Consider the following 19,647-nt stretch of genomic DNA (forward strand, 5'->3'; position numbering starts at 1 on the left):
GCAACCGCCCGAACGGGCGGCTGTCGGGCCCCCGCAACAGGACATTGCGCGCGGACAAGGGCTGCCTATATGCTCGCGGCGCCAATGCTAATAATAAGAAGCGGTAACCACCGATGCAGACTCTCAGTTTCGAAGACTTCAGCGAGCTGGTCGGCCAGCTCTACGAGGGCCCGCTGGAATCCATCCCCTGGGTCACCTTTCTCTATCAGCTCAACAGCCTGCTGCACAGCAAGTACGTCACCTTCATCCTGCGCCCGCCCAGCACCCAGGTCGACGGCCTGATGGTCAGCACCACCGGCAGCTCCAGCGACGCCACCGCGTCCTACAACAAACACTTCTTCGCCTTGGACCCGTTCGTCGGGCTGCCCAACCGGGAAGTGGTGGCCCTGGCCGACTTCATGCCCGAGGCCGAGCTCAAGCAGTCGGAGTTCTTCCGCAATTTCCTGGAGCCGGTGGATGTGTTTCACATCCTGGGGGTGGACATCAACACCAACGACGGCGCTCAGTGCCGCCTGCGTATCAGCCGCGGGCGTGACGATGCGCCCTTCGTCGAATCGGAAAAACACCTGCTGGCGCGGTTCATCCCGCACCTGGAACGTTCGATCAAGCTGCACATGCAGCTCAACCGCATCGAGACTGAACGCAACCTGTATGCCGGCGCCGTGGACCAGATGGCCGTGGGCACGATCATCCTCGACGACACCGGCAAGGTGCTGCAGACCAACCAGGTGGCCGAGCGCCTGCTGCAGGAAAAGGACGGCATCAAGCAGGTCAATGATGGGTTGCAGGTCGGCAGCGCCCGGGATACCCAGGAGTTTCGTCGCCTGGTGCGCCAGGCCATGCTCTCGCAGAAGGGCAACCTGGCGTCGGTGGTCGAGGCCATGCGCGTCAAGCGCCCCTCCGGGCGTGCCGACCTGGGCATCATCGTGCGTTCAGTACCGCTGTCGGCCTGGAGCGAGGGCAAACAATGCCCGACCGTGGTCATTTTCATCAGCGACCCGGAGCAGCAATCCTCGGCGCCCCAGGAGATCGTCCGCGCCCTGTTCGACTTCACCCCGGCCGAAACCCAGTTGGCGATGCTGCTGGCCAACGGCCTGACCCTCGACGAAGCCTCCGAGGAACTGGGCATCAGCCGCAATACCTCGCGTGCGCACCTGCGCTCGACCTTCTCCAAGACCGGCGTCACACGCCAGACCATGCTCGTGCGGTTGATCCTGCGCAGCGTCGCCACCTTGGGCTGAAGCCCCGCCCTACCCCCCTGCCTGGCCATCGTCCGCTCGGACGATGGCAGGTGCCGACTGGCAGCGCACAGTAGCCCTGTCGCTTTCCGTCGCCAGAGGCCCCGCCATGCGCCAGAGCCCAACCATCCTCAAGACCGAGCTGCTGGCCCAGAGCAGCCACTTCCAGATCGAAGCCCTGCACCTGCGCTTTAGCAATGGCCAGCATCGCGTCTACGAGCGCCTGCGTGGTACCGGCTACCGCTCGGTGCTGCTGGTGGCCATGCCGGATCCGCAGCATGTGCTGATGGTGCGCGAGTATGCGGTGGGGGTCGAAGGCACCATCCTCGGCTTGCCCAAGGGCGGTGCCGATACCGGTGAGGGCTATTTGGAGGCGGCGCAGCGTGAGTTGGGTGAGGAAGTCGGCCTGCGGGCCGGTCGGCTGACCGAGCTGGGTGAGCTGACCTTGGCGCCGGGGCATCTGTGTCACCGTTGTCGGGTGGTGCTGGCTGAGCAGCTGAGTCCTTGCAGCAATGACGGTGGGGATGAGCCGGAGCCTTTGGAGTGTTTGGCGGTGGCTTTGGCGGACGTTCCCAAGCTGGTGGCCACGGGTGAGCTGCATGAGGCTCGGGCTATTGCAGCGTTGTTCATGGCGATGGGGGTCCTGGCTGAGCGGGGCTGAACTCAAGTTGGGCATGGGCTTGGGCTTGAGCTTTCAGATTGGGTGAATATCCGGTGTTGGCGGTGGCGCCACCGGCGCTTTTCGCCTTTACGGCGACCTACTTTTGCTCTTGGGCAAAAGTAGGCAAAAACCGCTGGCTCCCACATCCGGCCCGGCGCTTCGCACCGGGTCCCCTCGCTGCGGTGTCTTACGGGGCTTCGCGGCCTCCGGCTGGCTACGCCAGCCTCCATCTCGCGACTTCGGCTACGCCGAAGGGCGCTGCGCGCCTGCCCCTCCAGACACCTCCTCTCGGCCTTCTGAGGTCGCGATCGGTGGTGGCTGAACCGTCGCGCATCAAAAGCAACGGCAACGGCAAGGGCAAGGGCAAACAAGCTGATTATTTGTTCTGGTCTGCGCTGGAGACTGTGGGAGCGGTGGTTCGGCGCTCAGGCGCCGACCTGACGGTCGGCGCAAATGCTTGGGGGTGCTGGCGCAGTTGCGATGGGCTGCAAAGCAGCCCTTTGGGGTTTCAGGTTGGCAGGAGGTTGCGGGCGCGGGAGAGGGTCAGGGCGAGGTCTTCGATCATGTCTTCTTGTCCTCCCACGGTGCCGCGGCGGCCTAGCTCTACCAACAGGTCGCGGGCGGGAATGCCGTACTTGAGCTCGGCGCGCTTGGCAAACAGTAGGAAGGAGCTGTACACACCGGCGTAACCGAGTGTCAGGGCGTCGCGGTCCAGGCGGATGGGCTGGTCCATCATCGGCACCACGAGGTCTTCGGCCACGTCCATGATGCGGTACAGGTCCACGCCGCTGTTCACGCCCATGCGCTCGAGTACGGCGACGAACACTTCCAGCGGGGTGTTGCCGGCACCGGCACCCAGGCCAGCCACGGAGCCGTCGATACGCACCGCGCCGGCTTCGATCGCGGCCAGGGAGTTGGCAATCGCCATGCCCAGGTTGTGGTGGCCGTGGAAGCCCACCTCGGTTTTCGCCTCCAGCCCTTGGCGCAATACGCCGATCTTCTCGCTGACTTCATCGGGCAGCATGTAGCCGGCCGAGTCGGTGCAGTAGATGCAGTTGGCGCCGTAGCTTTGCATCAGGCGCGCTTGCTCCAGCAGCTTCTCGGCGCTGACCATGTGCGCCATCATCAAGAAGCCCACGGTGTCCAGGCCCATCTTCGCCGCCATGCCGATGTGCTGCCCGGAGACGTCCGCCTCGGCGCAGTGGGTGGCCACGCGGATGGTCGAGACGCCGTGCTCGTGGGCCATCTTCAGATGATCCAGAGTGCCGATGCCTGGCAGCAGCAAGGCCGAGACCTTGGCCTGCTTGAGCTTGGGGATCACCGCGCTGAAGTACTCCTCATCGCTGTGCGCCGGGAAGCCATAGTTCAACGAGGCCCCACCCAGGCCATCGCCGTGGGTGATTTCGATCAGCGGCACGCCGGCGGCGTCCAGGCCGGTGGCCACATCGACCATCTGCTTGAGGCTGATCTGGTGGCGCTTGGCATGCATGCCGTCACGCAGGCTCATGTCGTGCAACAGCACGTTCTTACCTTGAAGGTTCATCACCACCTCTCCTCAGCGGGCTGGCAATTGCAGGGTGCCCTTGTGGGCTTCTTCGGCGAACATCTCGGCGGTGCGCAGGCCGGCGGCGGTCATGATGTCCAGGTTGCCGGCCGACTTGGGCAGAAAGTCCCCCAAGCCTTGCACCTCGATGAAGATCGATACCTTGTTGCCGTCAAACACCGGGCCGTTGACTAGCTTGTAGCCGGGCACGTAACGCTGGACCTCTTCGACCATGCTCAGCACCGACGCGCGGATGGCGTCCTGGTCGGGGGTGTCGTCGGTCAGGCAATGGATGGTGTCGCGCATCATCAGCGGCGGCTCGGCCGGGTTGATGACGATGATCGCCTTGCCGCGACGGGCGCCACCGATACTTTCCACCGCGCCTGCGGTGGAGCGGGTGAACTCGTCGATGTTCTGGCGGGTACCGGGGCCCACGGAGCTGGACGACACGGTGGCGACGATCTCGCCATAGGCCACTGGCTGCACCCGCGACACTGCCGCCACCATCGGGATGGTCGCCTGGCCGCCGCAGGTGACCATGTTGACGTTCATCGCGAGCTTGGCCGCGTGCTCCTTGAGGTTGACCGGCGGTACGCAGAACGGGCCGATGGCCGCCGGGGTCAGGTCGACCATGATCACGCCCAGCTCGTTGAGCTTGCGGCTGTTGTGCGCATGCACGTAGGCCGAGGTGGCGTCGAAGGCGATGCGGATGTCATCGTCCAGCACATGGGGCAGCAGGCCGTCGAGGCCGTCGGCGGTGGTCTTCACCCCCATCGCCCAGGCACGCTTGAGGCCTTCGGACTCCGGGTCCACGCCCACCATCCACACCGGCTCGATCCACTGCGAGCGGCACATTTTCATCAGCAGGTCGGTGCCGATGTTTCCCGGGCCGATAATGGCCGCTTTTAGTTTCTGGCTCATGGGCCTTGCTCCTCGATCAGGCTCGGAAGGACACCTGGGCACTGCCCAGGCCGTCGATGGTCAGGGAAAAGCGGTCGCCTGCCCGCACCGGCTCCAGCGGCACCAGCGAGCCGGAGAGGATCACTTCGCCCGCCTTGAAGGGGATGCCGAAGGCGCCGAGGGTGTTGGCCAGCCAGGCGACCGCGGTCAACGGGTTGCCCTGCACCGCCGAGCCCAGGCCCTCGCTCAGCAGCTCGCCGTTCTTGAACACGCGCATGTGCAGCGCCGGCAGGTCGAGTTCGCGCGGGTCGACGCGTTCCTGGCCGAGCACGAACACGCCGCACGAGGCGTTGTCGGCCACGGTGTCCTGAATGCGGATGCGCCAGTCATGGATGCGTGAGTCGACGATCTCGAAGCACGGCGTAACGTAATCGGTGGCCGCCAGCACATCGGCCTCGGTCACTCCCGGGCCGATCAGGTCGTGCTTGAGCACGAAGGCGATCTCGCCCTCGGCGCGCGGCTGGATCAGGCGGTTCCCGGCGAGCGAGATGTCGGCGCCATTGTCGAAGGCCATACCCCGGGTGATGAAGCCGAAGTCCGGCTGGTGCACATCGAGCATGCGCTGCACGGCAGCCGAGGTGACGCCGATTTTCTTGCCGACGATGCGATCGCCCGCCGCCACCCGGCGTTCGATGCAGTGCAGGGAAATATGGTAGGCGTCTTCGATGCTGATCTGGGGCCAGCGCTCGGTCAGCGGGGCCAGGGTCTGGCCGTCGCACAGGGCCTGGTAGAGTTCGTCGCCGTGCTGGCGGCGCAGTTCGAGGCTCATGCTCGGCCCTCCGCGAGGAACGCCAGGCATTCGCGGTTGAACAGCTCACGGTGCTCGACCATCACCCAATGGCCACACTCGCTCAGCAGCACGAAGCGGATGCGCTGGCAGGCCAGCATCAGGGTGTTGGCCCCGGACACCGGACAGAACTTGTCGTTCATGCCCCAGAAGCCGAGGATCGGGCAAGCCAGCTGCGACAGCTGTTCGGCCATGTTCGGCACCTCCATGGTCGAGAGCACGCACGGGGGCTGCTCAGCGACCACCGCGACCCGCTCGGCGACGGTGTCATCGTCGATCAGCGAGGGGTCGAACAGTTGCAGGCCCAGCAGGCGCCTCATGCCGGCAGCGTCGCGCAGCTCGCCACTGGCAAAGGCCGCGGCCATGCGCTGGATGCCTTCCATCTGTAGGTAGTACTGGGCCTTGTCCATCAACCCGCCGGGGGCCATCAGCACCAGGCGCGCCACCCGCTGCGGTTGGCGCAGGGCGATGGCAATGGCGATGGCGCCGCCCAGGGAGTTGCCGACCAGGGTGCAGCGCTGGATGTCCAGCGCGTCGAGCAGCCCCAGCAACGCCTCGACGAAGAAGTCCAGGGTGTAGGCGGTCTGTGGTTTGTCCGAGGCGCCGTAGCCCGGCAGGTCCGGCACGATGGCGCGGTAGCCGGCGGCGGCGAATTGCGGGTAGTTGCGCTTGAAGTTGCTGTGGCCGCTGGCGCCTGGACCGCTGCCATGGATGAATACCACCACCTCGCCCGTGCCGACGTCCTGATAGTGCAGTTGCAGGCCATCCGCCAACCTGACCTTGTGCCCTTGCGCTGCTGCGCCCATGGGGAAACCTCCCGGCTTGTTGTTGTACCGGGATTATTCAGAGCGGCCAGGGCATACGGCATCGTCCAACAAGACTACAAGCGGCGCCCCTAGTCCCTTTGGACGTTGGCCGCACGGCAATGGCTGCCTAGCATCGAGGCAACCTTCCGACAGACAAGACAAGGCATTTCCATGCATGACCCATTGGATTTTCGCGGCAAAGTGGTTCTGGTCACAGGTGGTGCCAAAGGCGTGGGCCGCGGTATCACCCGCCGCTTCCTGGAGTGCGGTGCGAACGTGGTGATCTGCGGCCGCCAGGCACCGGAGCGGCTGCCCAGCGGCGGCGGCAAGCAGGCGGTGTTCATGCAGTGCGACGTGCGTGACCTGGAGCAGCTTGAGCAATTGATCGGCAACGTGCTCAAGTTCTTCGGCCGCCTCGATGTGCTGGTCAACAACGCCGGCGGCGCGCCGTTCGCCGAAGCGGCCACGGCCTCGCCACGGTTTTCCGAGTCCATCGTGCGGCTCAACCTGCTGGCCCCGCTGAACCTGTGCCAGTTGGCCAACCGGGTGATGCAGGAGCAGGCCGAGGGCGGCGCCATCGTCAACATCTGCAGCGTCAGCGCCACCCGCCCCTCGCCCGGCACCGCCGCCTACGGCGCCGCCAAGGCCGGCTTGCTCAACCTGACCCGCTCGCTGGCGGTGGAGTGGGCGCCCAAGGTGCGGGTCAATGCGGTCACTGCCGGGTTGATCCTGACCGAACAGGCCGAACTGCATTATGGTGACGCCCAGCAACAGGCCCAGGTGGCCGCGACCGTGCCCTTGGGCCGCTTGGCCGAGCCGGACGACATCGGCGACACCTGCCTGTACCTGGCCTCGCCGCTCGCCCGCTATGTCAGCGGCGCCGACCTGATGGTGCACGGCGGCGGCGAACGCCCGGCTTTCCTCGATGCGGCGAAAAGCCAGTGACCTGGGCACAGCGAAAAGCGCCGAGGACTTCCCGGTGTTCGCGGGTAAATCCGCTCTCGTAGACGCAGGCAAAGCCTGCGATGGGCTGCAAAGCAGCCCCATTTGCACCGACTCCACAGACCAGAACGCAGCGTAGCACCTGTGGGAGCGGCGGTTCGGCGCTCCGATTCACCCGCGAACACCGGCGTAGCCGGTGCAATCGCTCTCAACGCGACTGGAGGTTCACTTCGCTCCAGAAGGCCTTCATGCTGCGGATCAGGCCGTGCTCATCGAACTCCATCACATCGATCACCTGCAGCGAGCATTCGCGCCCGTCCCAGGTGAGGTCCACCCGAAACGGCACGGCGCCGCAGCCGTTGTGGGTAGCGCGCACAGGTCCGGTGAGGGCTGCGGACACATTCATCTGCCCCAACCCTTGCCGATAGAACGCACTGATCGCGTCCATCCCACGCAACGGCGGCTGGCCCACCGGGTCTTCGACGGTGGCATCCTCGGCGTACAACGCCAGGATGCCGTCGATGTCCCCGGCGTCCACCAGCTCGACGTAACGCTGCATGCTCGCCTGCACCTGCTCTGGCGTCGGTAGGGCCATCTCAAGCCACCTCGAACAGCGCAGCAGCGCCCATGCCACCGCCGATGCACATGCTCACCACCACATAGCGCACACCCCGGCGTTTACCCTCGATCAACCCATGCCCGACCATCCGCGCCCCCGACATGCCAAACGGGTGGCCAATGGCAATTGCGCCGCCGTTGACATTGAGGCGGTCGTTGTCGATGCCCAGTGTGTCGCGGCAGTACAGCACCTGGCAGGCGAACGCTTCGTTGAGCTCCCACAGACCGATGTCATCGACCTTCAGGCCATGGCGCTTGAGCAGTTTGGGGATCGCGTACACCGGCCCGATGCCCATCTCGTCGGCCTCGCAACCGGCCACCGCCAGCCCGCGATAGATCCCCAGCGGTTGCAACCCGCGCTGCTCGGCCAAGCGCGCGCTCATCAGCACCGAGGCCGAGGCGCCGTCCGAGAGCTGGGAGGCGTTGCCAGCGGTGATGAAACGCCCGGCTTCGGTCCACTGCCCGCCCCCCCACACCGGCTCCAGGGCCGCCAGGCTGGCGGCGGTGGTGTCGGGGCGGTTGCACTCGTCCTGCAACAGGGTCACCGCTTCATGACGGCTCTCGCCGCTTGCCTTGTCGACGATCAGCTTCTGGGTGGTCAACGGCGCCAGTTCCAGGTCGAAGCGCCCGCCCTGTTGCGCGCTGGCGGTGCGCAGTTGGCTCTGCAGGCTGTAGGCATCCTGTTCTTCACGGGTGATGCCGTAGCGCTGGGCGACGATTTCGCCGGTCTCGAGCATCGGGATGTAGGCCCGCGGGTCGCGTTCACGCACCAGGGTGGACTGCCAGCGGTAGAGGTTCTTGTGCTTGTTCTGCACCAGGGAGATCGACTCCAGGCCACCGGCCACGGCAATGTCGAGCTCGTTGCAGAGGATGCCCTTGGCAGCGATGGCGATGCTCATCAGGCCCGAGGCGCACTGGCGCTCCACCGCCATGCCGGACACCTGCACCGGCAGCCCGGCGGCCGTGGCGCACAGGCGCCCAAGGTTGTAGGCCTGGGTGCCCTGCTGGGCGGCGGCGCCGATGATCACATCGTCCACTTCGTCCGGCGCGATGCCTGCGCGGCGTACCGCTTCGGCTACCACGTGGCCACCCAGGGTCGGGGCCTCGGTGTCGTTGAAGGCGCCGCGAAAGGCCTTGCCGATGGGCGTACGCGCCGTGGAAACGATCACTGCTTCGTTCATGCTGGACTCCTTGGATGACTCATGCCGGGTAGTACCGGCTGATGGTGTCGACCACGCAGCCAGGACGCTCCTGGCCTTCGATCTCGACGCTGACGCGGATCACCGCCTGCACCCCGCTGCCGACCGCCTCGGTCGAGACCAGCAAGGCACTGCCGCGCACCCGCGCCCCCACACGCACCACCGACGGAAAACGCACACGTTCACAACCATAGTTGACGCCCATGGCGATGCCCTGAACCTCGATGATCTGCGGCAAGAACAGGTTGACCAGCGACAGGCTCAGGTAGCCGTGGGCGATGCAGGCGCCGAATGGCCCCTGGGCCGCGCGCTCGGGATCGACGTGGATCCATTGGTGGTCGCCACTGGCCTCGGCGAACAGGTCGATGCGCGCCTGGTCGATGCGCAACCAGTCGCTTTTGCCAAGCTCCTGGCCCACCGCTTCGTGCAACGCCTCGGGTGTGCGGAAGATACGCGCCATGTTCAGGCCCTCTGGCTGGAAACCGACAGCACTTCGCCGGTCATGTACGAGCTGTAGTCGCTGGCCAGGAACATCATCACGTTGGCCACTTCCCACACCTCGGCGGCGCGGCCAAAGGCCTCGTTGGCCGCCAGCTGGTCGAGCACCGCCTGGGGCGCGGAGCGGGCGAGAAAATCGTGCATGGCGATGCTCGGGCTCACCGCGTTGATGCGGATGCCATGCTCGGCAGCTTCCACCGCCGCGCAGCGCGTCAGGGCCATGACCCCGGCCTTGGCCGCGGCGTAGTGAGCCTGTTGCTTCTGCGCGCGCCAGCCGAGCACCGAGGCGTTGTTGACGATGACGCCGGCGCGACGCGCCATCATGTACGGCAGCATGGCGCGGGTCATGCGCATGGTGCCGGTGAGGGTCACATCGAGCACCCGGTTCCATTCATCGTCGGGCATCTCCACCAGTGCCCGCGACCCACCCAGGCCGGCGTTGTTGATCAGCACATCGACGCCGCCCAAGGTACCCTCGGCGACCTCGACCAGGGTACGCACCTGATCTTCGTCGGTGACATTGCACAGGCGCCCATGCACCTGGGCAAGGCCGGTGGCCTCGCGGATGCGCGTGACCGCTTCATTGAGCCGGCCTTCGTGGATGTCACTGATCATCAGGGCCCGGCAGCCCTCCTCGGCCGCACGCAAGGCGGCAGAAAAACCGATGCCGGAACCGGCCGCAGCGGTGATCAGCACCGACTTGCCGCGCAGCAGGCCATGGCCGGGAACATAGTGTGGAACGGACATGCGAAGACTCCTCGATCAGGGACGCGGGCGCGGCTCCCGGGGCATGCCCAGGGCGCGTTCGGCGATGATGTTGCGCTGGATCTCGTTGCTGCCGCCGTACAGGGTGTCGGCGCGGCTGAACAGATACAGCGATTGCAGGCGGTTGAGCTGATACGGCGCAGCCTCGAGCAACTCGGCCTGGGGGCCGAGCACGTCCATGGCCAGCTTGCCGAGGCTGGCGTGCCAGCTCGACCAGCCCAGCTTGTAGATGGTCGCCTCGCGGCGCAGCGTGCCGTCCTGAGGCCCGGAGAGCATGCGCAGCGAGTTGTAGCGCAGGATGCGCAGGCCACACCACGCCTCGGCCAGGCGCTGGCGCAGGTGCGGGTCACGGTCGGCGCCGTTGGTACGAGCGATGGCGATGATCTCGTCGAGCTCGTTCTGGAACTGCATCTGCTGGCCCAGGGTGGACACGCCGCGCTCGAAGCCCAGCAACGCCATGGCGATCTTCCAGCCCTCGCCCGGCTGGCCGACGATGTTCGACGCCTCGGTGCGGGCGTCGTCGAAGAACACCTCGTTGAACTCCGAGGTGCCGGTCATCTGCTCGATCGGCCGCACGCTGATGCCCGGCTGGTCCATCGGCACCAGCAAGAACGACAAGCCCTGGTGGCCGACGCTGCCCGGCTCGGTGCGGGCCAGCACGAAACACCAGTCCGATTCGTGGGCCAGCGATGTCCAGACCTTCTGCCCGTTGATCAGCCAGTCGCCGTTGGCATCCTGTGCGGCGCGGGTCTTCACCGCCGCCAGGTCCGAACCTGCCCCCGGCTCCGAATACCCCTGGCACCAGAACGTGGTGCCTTGGACGATGCCCGGCAAGAAACGCCGCTTCTGTTCGTCGCTGCCAAACGCCGCGATGGTCGGCCCGGCCAGGCCCTCGCCGATGTGCCCTATACGACCGGGCCCTCCGGCGCGGGCGTATTCTTCGTGGAAGATCACCTGCTGGCTGATCGACAGCCCTCGCCCGCCATGCTCCGGCGCCCAGCCCACGCAGGTCCAGCCGCCCTCGGCGAGCTTGCGCTCCCAGGCTTTGCGCGCCTCGGGGAACATGTGCTCATCCCCCGGGCCGCCGCGAAAACGCAGGGCTTCGAACTCGCCCTGCAAGTGGGCGGCCATCCATTGGGCGACCTCCTGGCGAAAGCGCTCGTCCTGCTCACTGAAACGGATCTTCATGGCTGCTCCCCGATAATCACGCTGGCGATTTGTTGCAGATGCCAGGCCGGTGCGCCGAGGTAGATCTCGCTGGCCCGGGCACGCTTGAAATACAGATGCGGGTCGTATTCCCAGGTAAAGCCCACGCCGCCATGCAACTGGATCGACTCGGCAGCGCAGTGGAAGTACGCCTGGGAGCACTGGGACTTGGCCAGGGAAGCGGCCAGTGGCAACTCTGCGGCCACCTGGGCGTCACCGGCGGGATCCAGCGCCTCCTGGGCGACGCAGGCGGCGTAATAGCTCGCCGAACGGGCACATTCGACTTGCAGCATCATGTCGGCGGCGCGGTGCTTGAGGGCCTGGAAGCTGGCCAAGGGCCGGCCGAACTGCTGGCGCTCCTGCAGGTAGGCCACGCTCAGGTCCAACGCCTGTTGGGCGCCGCCGACCTGTTCGGCGGCCAGGCCCACGCAGGCCAGGCGCAGCATGTCCTGCAGTTTTGGCCAGGCCGTACCGGCCTCGCCGAGCACCGCGTCCGGGCCCACGTACAGACGCGTGAGGCGCACGCGGCCCAAACGCCGGGTCTGGTCCATGGTCGGCTGCCACTGACGCGCCAGGCCCGTCTGCCCGGCCTCGACCAGGAACAGGCTCACGCCCGCCTCGCCCGTGCTGCCGGCCAGACGCGCGGCGACCACCAGCAGGTCGGCGCTGTGGCCGTCGATCACCTGGGCGTATTCGCCGTCCAGCACGTAGCCTTCGCCTTCGGGCGTTGCCGTCACGCCAATACCTTCGGCGGACCAACCACCCCCATCGCCCCAGGCTGCGGTGCCGCGCACACGGCCTTCGGCGATGGCCGGCAGCCAGCGCTGTTTTTGCGCCTCGGTGCCGGCCAGCAGCAGCGCTGGCGTGGCCAGGCAGGTAGTGGCGAAGAACGGCGAGCACAACAGGCGCCGGCCCATCTGTTCCAGGAGGATGGCCAGTTCGACGAAGCCCAGGCCCAAACCGCCGTAGGCTTCGGGAATGTGAATCGCAGGCCAGTACATTTCGTTGCACAGGCGCTGCCAGAGGTCGGTGTCATAACCGGTTTCGCTGACCATGGCCGCGCGCACGGCGGCACAGTCGGACACATCGGCAAGGAAGCCCTCGGCCGATGCGCGGATCATTTCCTGTTCGTCGCTCAATGCAAAGTCCATCGCGGCGTCTTCTACTCGTCTGGCCCAGGTGCCTGCGAGTGTGGCCAGATGCGCTGGCGGTCGAATCGGCCAAGTGGACTAGGCGCGGTGGTGTCTGCTTCGCGGGTAAATCGGCTCCGCCGGTTATCACAAGACAACCCCGCACCAGCGAAAGGACCACGCATAGATTGTGTGTAGGCAAAAAAAAACCGCACCACCCTGGCATGTGGTGCGGCCCCGCCCTAATGGCGAAAAAACCTCGAATCAGCTGCCGTAGACTTTCTGTGCCGGCACGGCACGCTCCAGCAGCTCACCGACCGCCGCGCCCACCTGGGCCACGGCCCAACGGCCTTGGTTGTCGACCAGCGGGCCGCGCCGCCAGCCGTCGGCGATGGACAATTTGCCGCCTTCGACCTCGAACATCTGCCCGGTGACGCCAGCGGATTCGCGCGAGCCCAACCACACCACCACTGGCGCGACGTTCTCCGGAGCGAAGTAATCAAAGCCTGCTTCGGGCTTTTTCATCACCTCGCCAAACACCCCTTCGGTCATGCCGGTACGGGCCGCCGGGGCCAGGGCGTTGACGGTGATGCCATAACGCGCCAGCTCCGCCGCCTGAACCAGCGTCAAGGACGCGATACCGCCTTTGGCTGCGGCGTAGTTGGACTGCCCGATCGAGCCCTGCAGGCCCGCGCCGGAGCTGGTGTTGATGATGCGCGCATCGACCTTGACGCCATTTTTGGCCTGCTCGCGCCAGTGGCGTACGGCATGGCTGGACAGGCAGAAGTGCCCCTTCAGGTGCACCGCCACCACCGCGTCCCAGTCCGCCTCGGTGAGGCTGGCGAACATGCGGTCGCGGCAGATGCCGGCGTTGTTCACCACCACATCGAGGCCGCCGAAGGCCTCCAGCGCGGCGGCGACGATGCGTCCTGCGTCTTCGTAATGCGTGATGTCGTTGCTGTTGGCGATGGCCTGGCCATCCTGCTCGCGGATCTGCGCGACCACCGCTTCGGCTGCGTCGCGGTTGATGTCGTTGACCACCACCTTGGCGCCCTCGGCCGCGAAGGCCAGGGCGTAGGCGCGGCCCAGGCCGCCGCCTGCGCCAGTGATGACCACGACTCGGTTGTTGCAACTGCTCATGGGACTCTCCTGCGCTTACAGGCGCTCGATGATGGTGACGTTGGCCTGGCCGCCGCCTTCGCACATGGTCTGCAAGCCATAACGCCCGCCGCTGCGCTCAAGCTCGTGGAGCAGGCTGCACATCATCCGGGTGCCGGTGGCACCCAGTGGATGGCCCAGCGCGATGGCGCCGCCGTTGACGTTGGTCTGGGCGTGGGGGTAGCCGGTCTCGTTGATCCAGGCCATGGCCACCGCGGCGAAGGCTTCGTTGATCTCCACCCGGTCGATCTGCTCCAGGCGCATGCCGGCGCGCTTGAGCGCATAGGCGGTGGCCGGGATGGGCGCGGTGAGCATCCACACCGGGTCGGCGGCACGCACGCTCATGTGATGGATGCGCGCCCGGGGTGTGAGGTTGTAGCGCTTGAGCGCCGCCTCCGAAACCACCAGCAGCGCGCTGGCCGCGTCGCAGGTCTGGCTGGAGACGCCCGCGGTGACGCGGTCGCAGCCAAACAGGATGTCGAGCTCGGCCATCTTGTCCAGGCTGGTGTGACGTGGGGTTTCGTCATGCTCGACCCCGGCCAGGGGCACGATCTCACGGGTGAAATAGCCCTGCTCGATGGCCCGCAGCGCACGGCGATGGGACTCCAGCGAATAGGCCTCCAGCGCCTGGCGGCTGAGCTGCCAGTGCTCGGCGATCATCTGCGCGGAGCGGAACTGGGTCGGCGGGGTCGAGCCGTAGCGGCGCACCCAGCCTTCGGAACCGGTGAACGGGTTGGTGAAGCCCAACGGCTCGGCGGCGGTCATGGCCGAGGAAATCGGGATCTGCGTCATGGTCTGCACGCCGCCTGCGACCACCACGTCCTGGGTGCCGCTCATCACCGCCTGGGCGGCGAAGTGCAGCGCCTGCTGCGAAGAGCCGCACTGGCGGTCGACGGTGGTGCCGGGCACCGCGTCGCTGAGGCCGGCCGCCAGCCACGCGGTGCGGGCAATGTCGCCGGCCAACGGGCCGATGGTGTCGACGCAGCCGAAGATCACGTCGTCATAGTCTTCATCGGGGATCGAATTGCGCTCGACCAGGGCGCGCAGCACGTGGCCGCCCAGATCGGCCGCGTGGATATGGGCCAAGCCACCTTTGCGTCGCCCGGTGGGCGTGCGCAGGGCATCGACGATATAAGCTTCAGGCATCTTCTACCTCTGCCGACATGAACGTGGTGCCGGCCCCTATGGCCCGGCGTGAGTCGAACAGCGCCTGGCGGATCCGCGCCTTGTGCAGGGCATGGTCGCCCCAGGCCTTGTCCAGAGCCCAGGCGCGCTTCATGAACAGCTGCAGGTCGACCTCCCAGGTGTACCCCATGGCGCCATGGGTCTGGATGGCGTTGCGGGCGGCCAACAGCGCCGCCTCCGAGGCCGCCAGGCGCGCGTGGGACACCGCCAGCGCCTGCCCGGCCTCACCGTGGGCCACCGCGTGGGCGGCGCGGTACAGCGGGCCTTTGGCGAACTCGATGCGCACCGCAACATTGGCCATCAAGTGCTTGACCGCCTGGAACGAGCCGATCGGCTTGCCGAACTGCTTACGCTCGAAGCTGTAGTCCACGGCCAGGTCCACCATGCGCTTGGCCAGGCCCAGCAATTGCGCCGCGCAGCCCAGCGCGCCGCGCTCGAAGGCGCGCGCCAGCAACCGCGCGGCCTCCTCGCCACGGGCTACGCAGGTGGCCGCGCCCGGGGTCCACAGCACCTGGTACAGCTGGCGGCTCGGGTCCACAGACAGGTTGCGCACCAGCTCGACATCTTCGCGCGGCACGGCGTGCAGCTCATCGGCGTGGCTGAGCAGCAGCAGGTCGGCCACGTGGGCGTCGCTGACCAGCGGATTGCCCGGCTCGCTCACCGCCAGGCGCGCCTGGCCCTCGGCCACGCGCCCCAGCCAGTCCGCCTTCAGGCCCTCGTGCGCCGCGCCCAGTTCGGCCAGCAGCGGCACCGCCACCAGCATGGTCTCCACCAGCGGCTCCGGCAGGCCCGCATAGCCGCATTCCTGGGCCAGCAAGACGAAGTCCAGGGCGCCCAGGCCCATGCCGCCGTACTGCTCCGGCACGGTCAAGGCAGTCAGGCCCAGCTCCACCAGTTGCCCCCAGAGCCGGTCGCAACGGCCGCTGTCGCTCTGCCACAGCTCGCGGATGCGCTCGGGCGTCACTTCGTTGATAAAGAAACTGCGTACGTTGTCCTGGAAGAGCAACTGGTCGCTGTTGAAACTAAAGTCCATGGTCTGCTCCTCAGGCACGCGGCATGCCGAGCATGCGGTCGGCAATGATGTTGCGCTGGATCTCGTTGGTGCCGGCGTAGATGGGGCCGGCCTGGGCGAACAGGAAGCCGTCCAGCCATTGACCGACGTCCCCAGCAGCCGGCGCCTCGGGCAGCAGCTCGCCGCGCAGGCCCAGGATGCTCATGGCCGTTTCGTGCATGCGCAGGTCAAGCTCGGACCAGAAGATCTTGTTGGTCGAGGACTCCGGCCCGATGCGCCCGCCTTTGACCAGCTGCGAGGCGGTCATGTAGGTGGACTGGGTGTAGGCCTCGGCATCCAGCCAGGCGCGCATCACCGCCTCGCCGATGGCCGGGTCCCGGTCGGCGCGTTCGCGGTTGGCCTGGTACAGCTGCACCAAGCGCCGGGCGGTTTCCTGGAAGCGCGCCGGCGAGCGCAGCATCAAGCCACGCTCGAAGCCCGCCGTGGACATCGCCACGTGCCAGCCCATGCCCTCCCCGCCGAGTACGTTCTCCACCGGCACGCGCACATCGTCGAAGAAGATCTCGGCAAAGCCTGGCAAGCCGTTGAGCTGCGCAATCGGCCGCACGGTGATGCCGGGGCTGTTGAGCGGCACCAGAATGAACGTCAGGCCGTGGTGACGCTGGGAACCCGGGTCGGTGCGGAAGATGCCGAACACCCAATCGGCCCATACCGCCCGAGTCGACCAGGTCTTCTGGCCATTGATCACATAGTGGTCGCCGTCACGCTCGGCGCGCGAGCGGATCGCTGCCATGTCCGAGCCTGCGCCCGGCTCCGACCAACCCTGGGCCCAGATGTCCTGGCCGGTGGCCATGCGTGGCAGGAAGCGCGCCTTCTGCGCCTCGGTGCCGTACTCCATCAGGGTCGGGCCGAGCAGGAAGATGCCGTTCTGGTTGACCCGCGCCGGTGCACCGGCCCGGTAGTACTCTTCTTCGAAGATCAGCCATTCGATCAGGTCGCAGCCGCGCCCGCCCAGGCGCGTGGGCCAGGTGACCATGCCCCAGCGGCCTTCGTTCAGGCGCGCTTCCCAGGCGCGGTGGGCGGCAAAGCCTTCCTCGGTGTCGAACGAAGGCAGCGGTTGGCTCGGCACATTGGCCTGGAGCCAGGCCCGCACTTCGGCGCGAAAGGCCTGCTGGGCAGGGGTGTAGGTAAGGTCCATGGTCTGCCCTCAGCCGTTGAAGTTCGCGTGGCGCTTCTCGACGAACGAGTCGCGGGCTTCCTGGGAGTCCTGGGTGCGGTAGGCCTCGAGGGTGAAGCCCTGCTCCCAGCGGTACTTGTCTTCCAGGTTGCCGTCCTCGATGCCGGTGAGCGCTTCCTTGGCCAGGCGGATCATCGCCGGGCTCTTGGCGGCGATGGATGCGGCGATGCCCAACGCGGTCTCGCGCAACTGCTCGCGCGGCACCACCCGCTCCAGCGCGCCCAGGCGGTAGGCCTCGGCGGCGTCGATCATCTCGCCGGTGAAGTACATGTGGCGCACCTTCTGCACTGGGAACAGCCGCTGCAGGTGGGCACCGCCGCCCATGGCGCCACGGTCCACCTCGGGCACGCCAAAGCGCGCGCAGTCGGACGCGACGACGATGTCAGCGGCACCGCAGATGCCAATGCCACCGCCCAGGACGAAACCGTGCACGGCGACGATCACCGGCACCTTGTTGCGATGCACGGCCTTGAAGGTGTCGTAGTTGCCCTTGTTGACCGCGACGATCAGGTTGCCGTCTGCAGCCAGCTCCTTGATATCGACCCCGGCGCAGAAGCCACGGCCTTCGGCGCGGATGACGATGGCCCTGACCTGCGCGTCCTCGCCCAGCGCCTGCAGGGTGCTGGCGATGTCGGCCCAGCCCTGGCTGTTGAAGGCATTGACCGGGGGATGGTTGAAGACCATCTCGGCAACGCCGTTATCGATGCTCACGTTGAATGGTTGCACTGGGAGTCCCCCTCACGAAATTCGGCGACACAGCGCGCCCAGGCGCTGCTCGGCGTCCCGGACGATCTGCTCTATCAATTCGGCGCAGCCCGGCAGGCTGTCGATGCCTGCGGCCACCTGCCCGGCCGGCAACACGCCTTCGGCGGGCAGACCTTCGACCATGGCTTTCTGGATGACCATCGGCGCGTTGGCCGCCATCAGGCTCTGGGCGGCGCTCAGGCCGCCGTCGCGGCGCATCTTCAGGGCGCTGCCCAGCAACTGCCCCAGGCCCAGGCCCGTGTGACGGCGGTAGGCCAGGCCACTGCGCACGGCCAGCAGCCAGCGACGCAGGCCGCTGCTGGTTTCCAGCTCATCGAGCAGCTCGTTGCGGATCATGCGTTGCGGCAAGCCATCGATGGCCCGGCTGACGATCACCGCCGCCGGGTCCTTGACCGCCAGGTAGCGCGCCAGGGTGGCCTGGGGCACCGGGCTGTCGGCGGTCATCAGAAAACGCGTGCCCATGGCAATACCATCGGCGCCCTGGGCCAGGGCAGACACCAACCCGCGGCCATCCTTGAAACCACCTGCGGCCACCACCGGCACCTGCACCGCGTCGAGCACCTGGCCCAACAGCATGGCCGTGGGCACCGCACCGGTGTGGCCACCGCCCTCGCCGCCCTGCACGGTCACCACGTCGGCGCCCATCTCCACGGCCTTCTGCGCGTGCTTCAGCGCGCCCACCGTGGGCATGCAGACCACCCCGGCATCCTTGAGCCGGGCGATCATCTGCTTGCCTGGCGAGCGGCTGTAGCTGACCGCGCGCACCTGGTGGCGCACCACCAGTTCGACGATCTCTTCGGCGTTGGCCTGGTACATGTGGAAGTTGACCCCGAACGGACGGTCGGTCAGGCGTTTGGTCTCGAGGATCGCTGCCTCCATCTGCCGAGGTTCGATGGTCGCCCCGGCCAGAAAGCCAAAGCCCCCGGCGTTGCAGGTGGCGGCCACCAGGCGCGGGTCGGCGACCCAGCCCATGGCGGTCTGGATGATCGGGTAGCGGCAGCCGAGCAAGGCGGTCAGGCGGGTATCGAGCGACACGGCCATGCTCACGCCCTCCCCGGTTCGCGCTGGGAGCTGGCCATGGCCTTGGCGTCGTAGCCGCCCAGACGATCGCCGGACACCAACTCGTTGTGAGCGTGGGCGAAGTGGTGCAGGCCGAACACCATGTCCATGGTCGAGCGCTTGCCCATCAGGTCTTCGGCGTTGTTCACCGCCTGTTTGCTCAGTTGCAGGCCCAGGCGCGGCATCTGGGCGATCTGCCCGGCCATGACCAAGGTCTCCTGTTCCAACTGCTCGCGGGACACCACGCGGTTGAGCATGCCCATCTGGTAGGCACGCGCCGCCGGCATCGGCGCGCCGAGGAAGAGAAACTCCTTGGCGATACGCGGATTGAGCTCATGCACGTGGGCGAAGTACTCCACCCCCGGAATCCCCATGCGCACCACCGGATCGCGGAAGTACGCATCGTCACTGGCCACGATCAAATCGCACACCCAGGCCAGCATCAGGCCGCCGGCGATGCAGGCGCCCTGGACCATGGCGATGGTCGGCTTGGGCATCTCGCGCCAGCGCCGGCACATGCCCAGGTACACCTCCTGCTCACGGGCGTAGAGGAACTCGCCGCCAGGCTTGTCGACATGGTCGTACCACAGGCTCACGCGCTCGAAGCTCTGGTTGACGTCACGCCCTGGGGTGCCGATGTCGTGCCCGGCGGAGAAGTGCTTGCCGGCCCCGCGCAGGACGATGACCTTGACCTGGTCATCGGCGCACGCACGGGCGAAGGCCGCATCCAGGGCATAGGTCATCCGCGAGTTCTGGGCGTTGTGGTACTCGGGGCGGTTCATGGTGACCAGGGCTACCGCGTCCCGCACTTCGTACAGCACCACCTCATCGGCCTCTTTATTGTTTTGCTCGCTCATTACTGCACTCCGGCAAGGCGG

General features: G+C 66.8%; 20 protein-coding genes. 3 read left to right on the top strand and 17 right to left on the bottom strand.

The window, feature by feature from the left end; translation table 11 throughout:
• Window positions 1-113: 113 nt before the first annotated feature.
• Complete coding sequence (locus R6G97_RS23625; RefSeq protein WP_317847595.1) at window positions 114-1,241, top strand: helix-turn-helix transcriptional regulator; 1,128 nt, start codon at window positions 114-116, stop codon at window positions 1,239-1,241.
• A gap of 106 nt (window positions 1,242-1,347) precedes the next feature.
• A complete protein-coding gene (nudE, locus tag R6G97_RS23630; RefSeq protein WP_197853676.1) occupies window positions 1,348-1,899 on the top strand; it encodes an ADP compounds hydrolase NudE in 552 nt (183 codons plus the stop codon).
• Between the two features lie 508 nt (window positions 1,900-2,407).
• On the opposite strand, the gene dmpG is transcribed toward nudE, so the two are convergent.
• From dmpG to R6G97_RS23650, 4 genes are read right to left on the bottom strand one after another with little or no spacing between them, the layout of a single operon-like run.
• On the bottom strand, window positions 2,408-3,442 hold the full coding sequence (gene dmpG / locus R6G97_RS23635; RefSeq protein ID WP_317847596.1) for a 4-hydroxy-2-oxovalerate aldolase: 1,035 nt from the start codon (window positions 3,440-3,442) through the stop codon (window positions 2,408-2,410).
• A gap of 12 nt (window positions 3,443-3,454) precedes the next feature.
• A complete protein-coding gene (locus R6G97_RS23640) occupies window positions 3,455-4,363 on the bottom strand; it encodes an acetaldehyde dehydrogenase (acetylating) (RefSeq protein WP_317847597.1) in 909 nt (302 codons plus the stop codon).
• A 16-nt stretch (window positions 4,364-4,379) separates the two neighbouring features.
• On the bottom strand, window positions 4,380-5,171 hold the full coding sequence (locus R6G97_RS23645; protein ID WP_043214685.1) for a fumarylacetoacetate hydrolase family protein: 792 nt from the start codon (window positions 5,169-5,171) through the stop codon (window positions 4,380-4,382).
• Window positions 5,168-5,995, bottom strand: coding sequence for an alpha/beta fold hydrolase (locus R6G97_RS23650; protein ID WP_197853673.1), 828 nt, complete (start codon window positions 5,993-5,995; stop codon window positions 5,168-5,170). Before R6G97_RS23650 ends, R6G97_RS23645 begins: the two co-directional genes overlap by 4 nt.
• 171 nt (window positions 5,996-6,166) lie before the next feature.
• Between R6G97_RS23650 and R6G97_RS23655 the strand changes: the two genes are divergently transcribed.
• Complete coding sequence (locus R6G97_RS23655) at window positions 6,167-6,940, top strand: SDR family oxidoreductase (protein WP_043214679.1); 774 nt, start codon at window positions 6,167-6,169, stop codon at window positions 6,938-6,940.
• Window positions 6,941-7,145: 205 nt separating this feature from the next.
• Here the strand turns inward: R6G97_RS23655 and R6G97_RS23660 are convergent, their stop codons facing one another.
• The 13 genes from R6G97_RS23660 to R6G97_RS23720 all read right to left on the bottom strand — a co-directional run bounded on the left by R6G97_RS23660 (window position 7,146) and on the right by R6G97_RS23720 (window position 19,626).
• Window positions 7,146-7,532 (bottom strand): steroid Delta-isomerase, encoded by a 387-nt coding sequence (locus R6G97_RS23660; protein WP_182818661.1) that lies wholly within the window; start codon window positions 7,530-7,532, stop codon window positions 7,146-7,148.
• A 1-nt stretch (window position 7,533) separates the two neighbouring features.
• On the bottom strand, window positions 7,534-8,736 hold the full coding sequence (locus R6G97_RS23665) for an acetyl-CoA C-acyltransferase (RefSeq protein WP_043214677.1): 1,203 nt from the start codon (window positions 8,734-8,736) through the stop codon (window positions 7,534-7,536).
• Between the two features lie 19 nt (window positions 8,737-8,755).
• The gene (locus R6G97_RS23670; protein ID WP_317847598.1) at window positions 8,756-9,214 is read right to left on the bottom strand and encodes a MaoC family dehydratase; all 459 of its coding nucleotides are present in this window, start codon (window positions 9,212-9,214) and stop codon (window positions 8,756-8,758) included.
• Between the two features lie 2 nt (window positions 9,215-9,216).
• Entirely contained in the window at window positions 9,217-9,999 is a 783-nt protein-coding gene (locus tag R6G97_RS23675; protein ID WP_090345726.1) for an SDR family oxidoreductase, read from the bottom strand.
• 15 nt (window positions 10,000-10,014) lie between these two features.
• Entirely contained in the window at window positions 10,015-11,205 is a 1,191-nt protein-coding gene (locus tag R6G97_RS23680) for an acyl-CoA dehydrogenase family protein (protein WP_317847599.1), read from the bottom strand.
• The gene (locus tag R6G97_RS23685; protein ID WP_317847600.1) at window positions 11,202-12,374 is read right to left on the bottom strand and encodes an acyl-CoA dehydrogenase family protein; all 1,173 of its coding nucleotides are present in this window, start codon (window positions 12,372-12,374) and stop codon (window positions 11,202-11,204) included. The genes R6G97_RS23680 and R6G97_RS23685 overlap by 4 nt, the downstream gene beginning before the upstream one ends.
• A gap of 243 nt (window positions 12,375-12,617) precedes the next feature.
• On the bottom strand, window positions 12,618-13,493 hold the full coding sequence (locus R6G97_RS23690; RefSeq protein ID WP_043214667.1) for an SDR family oxidoreductase: 876 nt from the start codon (window positions 13,491-13,493) through the stop codon (window positions 12,618-12,620).
• A gap of 15 nt (window positions 13,494-13,508) precedes the next feature.
• Window positions 13,509-14,657, bottom strand: a complete 1,149-nt coding sequence (locus tag R6G97_RS23695; protein ID WP_090345716.1) for an acetyl-CoA C-acetyltransferase — start codon at window positions 14,655-14,657, stop codon at window positions 13,509-13,511.
• On the bottom strand, window positions 14,650-15,729 hold the full coding sequence (locus R6G97_RS23700) for an acyl-CoA dehydrogenase family protein (protein ID WP_090345713.1): 1,080 nt from the start codon (window positions 15,727-15,729) through the stop codon (window positions 14,650-14,652). The genes R6G97_RS23695 and R6G97_RS23700 overlap by 8 nt, the downstream gene beginning before the upstream one ends.
• A gap of 10 nt (window positions 15,730-15,739) precedes the next feature.
• A complete protein-coding gene (locus R6G97_RS23705; protein WP_317847601.1) occupies window positions 15,740-16,906 on the bottom strand; it encodes an acyl-CoA dehydrogenase family protein in 1,167 nt (388 codons plus the stop codon).
• Window positions 16,907-16,915: 9 nt separating this feature from the next.
• Window positions 16,916-17,671, bottom strand: coding sequence for an enoyl-CoA hydratase family protein (locus tag R6G97_RS23710; protein ID WP_043214657.1), 756 nt, complete (start codon window positions 17,669-17,671; stop codon window positions 16,916-16,918).
• 12 nt (window positions 17,672-17,683) lie between these two features.
• Window positions 17,684-18,751 carry an NAD(P)H-dependent flavin oxidoreductase gene (locus R6G97_RS23715; protein WP_043214655.1) on the bottom strand — a complete coding sequence of 356 codons (1,068 nt, stop codon included), beginning with the start codon at window positions 18,749-18,751 and terminating at the stop codon, window positions 17,684-17,686.
• 2 nt (window positions 18,752-18,753) lie between these two features.
• Entirely contained in the window at window positions 18,754-19,626 is an 873-nt protein-coding gene (locus R6G97_RS23720) for an enoyl-CoA hydratase (protein WP_090345705.1), read from the bottom strand.
• Window positions 19,627-19,647: the final 21 nt, after the last annotated feature.

This window comes from Pseudomonas sp. HTZ2 (assembly GCF_033173945.1).
GTDB lineage: Bacteria > Pseudomonadota > Gammaproteobacteria > Pseudomonadales > Pseudomonadaceae > Aquipseudomonas > Aquipseudomonas guariconensis.

What these genes read in the sequence shown, in the direction of transcription:
- R6G97_RS23625 (WP_317847595.1), top strand. Translation starts at nt 114, where the DNA reads ATGCAGACTCTCAGTTTCGAAGACTTCAGCGAGCTGGTCGGCCAGCTC.
- nudE (WP_197853676.1), top strand. Translation starts at nt 1,348, where the DNA reads ATGCGCCAGAGCCCAACCATCCTCAAGACCGAGCTGCTGGCCCAGAGC.
- dmpG (WP_317847596.1), bottom strand. Translation starts at nt 3,442, where the DNA reads ATGAACCTTCAAGGTAAGAACGTGCTGTTGCACGACATGAGCCTGCGT.
- R6G97_RS23640 (WP_317847597.1), bottom strand. Translation starts at nt 4,363, where the DNA reads ATGAGCCAGAAACTAAAAGCGGCCATTATCGGCCCGGGAAACATCGGC.
- R6G97_RS23645 (WP_043214685.1), bottom strand. Translation starts at nt 5,171, where the DNA reads ATGAGCCTCGAACTGCGCCGCCAGCACGGCGACGAACTCTACCAGGCC.
- R6G97_RS23650 (WP_197853673.1), bottom strand. Translation starts at nt 5,995, where the DNA reads ATGGGCGCAGCAGCGCAAGGGCACAAGGTCAGGTTGGCGGATGGCCTG.
- R6G97_RS23655 (WP_043214679.1), top strand. Translation starts at nt 6,167, where the DNA reads ATGCATGACCCATTGGATTTTCGCGGCAAAGTGGTTCTGGTCACAGGT.
- R6G97_RS23660 (WP_182818661.1), bottom strand. Translation starts at nt 7,532, where the DNA reads ATGGCCCTACCGACGCCAGAGCAGGTGCAGGCGAGCATGCAGCGTTAC.
- R6G97_RS23665 (WP_043214677.1), bottom strand. Translation starts at nt 8,736, where the DNA reads ATGAACGAAGCAGTGATCGTTTCCACGGCGCGTACGCCCATCGGCAAG.
- R6G97_RS23670 (WP_317847598.1), bottom strand. Translation starts at nt 9,214, where the DNA reads ATGGCGCGTATCTTCCGCACACCCGAGGCGTTGCACGAAGCGGTGGGC.
- R6G97_RS23675 (WP_090345726.1), bottom strand. Translation starts at nt 9,999, where the DNA reads ATGTCCGTTCCACACTATGTTCCCGGCCATGGCCTGCTGCGCGGCAAG.
- R6G97_RS23680 (WP_317847599.1), bottom strand. Translation starts at nt 11,205, where the DNA reads ATGAAGATCCGTTTCAGTGAGCAGGACGAGCGCTTTCGCCAGGAGGTC.
- R6G97_RS23685 (WP_317847600.1), bottom strand. Translation starts at nt 12,374, where the DNA reads ATGGACTTTGCATTGAGCGACGAACAGGAAATGATCCGCGCATCGGCC.
- R6G97_RS23690 (WP_043214667.1), bottom strand. Translation starts at nt 13,493, where the DNA reads ATGAGCAGTTGCAACAACCGAGTCGTGGTCATCACTGGCGCAGGCGGC.
- R6G97_RS23695 (WP_090345716.1), bottom strand. Translation starts at nt 14,657, where the DNA reads ATGCCTGAAGCTTATATCGTCGATGCCCTGCGCACGCCCACCGGGCGA.
- R6G97_RS23700 (WP_090345713.1), bottom strand. Translation starts at nt 15,729, where the DNA reads ATGGACTTTAGTTTCAACAGCGACCAGTTGCTCTTCCAGGACAACGTA.
- R6G97_RS23705 (WP_317847601.1), bottom strand. Translation starts at nt 16,906, where the DNA reads ATGGACCTTACCTACACCCCTGCCCAGCAGGCCTTTCGCGCCGAAGTG.
- R6G97_RS23715 (WP_043214655.1), bottom strand. Translation starts at nt 18,751, where the DNA reads ATGGCCGTGTCGCTCGATACCCGCCTGACCGCCTTGCTCGGCTGCCGC.
- R6G97_RS23720 (WP_090345705.1), bottom strand. Translation starts at nt 19,626, where the DNA reads ATGAGCGAGCAAAACAATAAAGAGGCCGATGAGGTGGTGCTGTACGAA.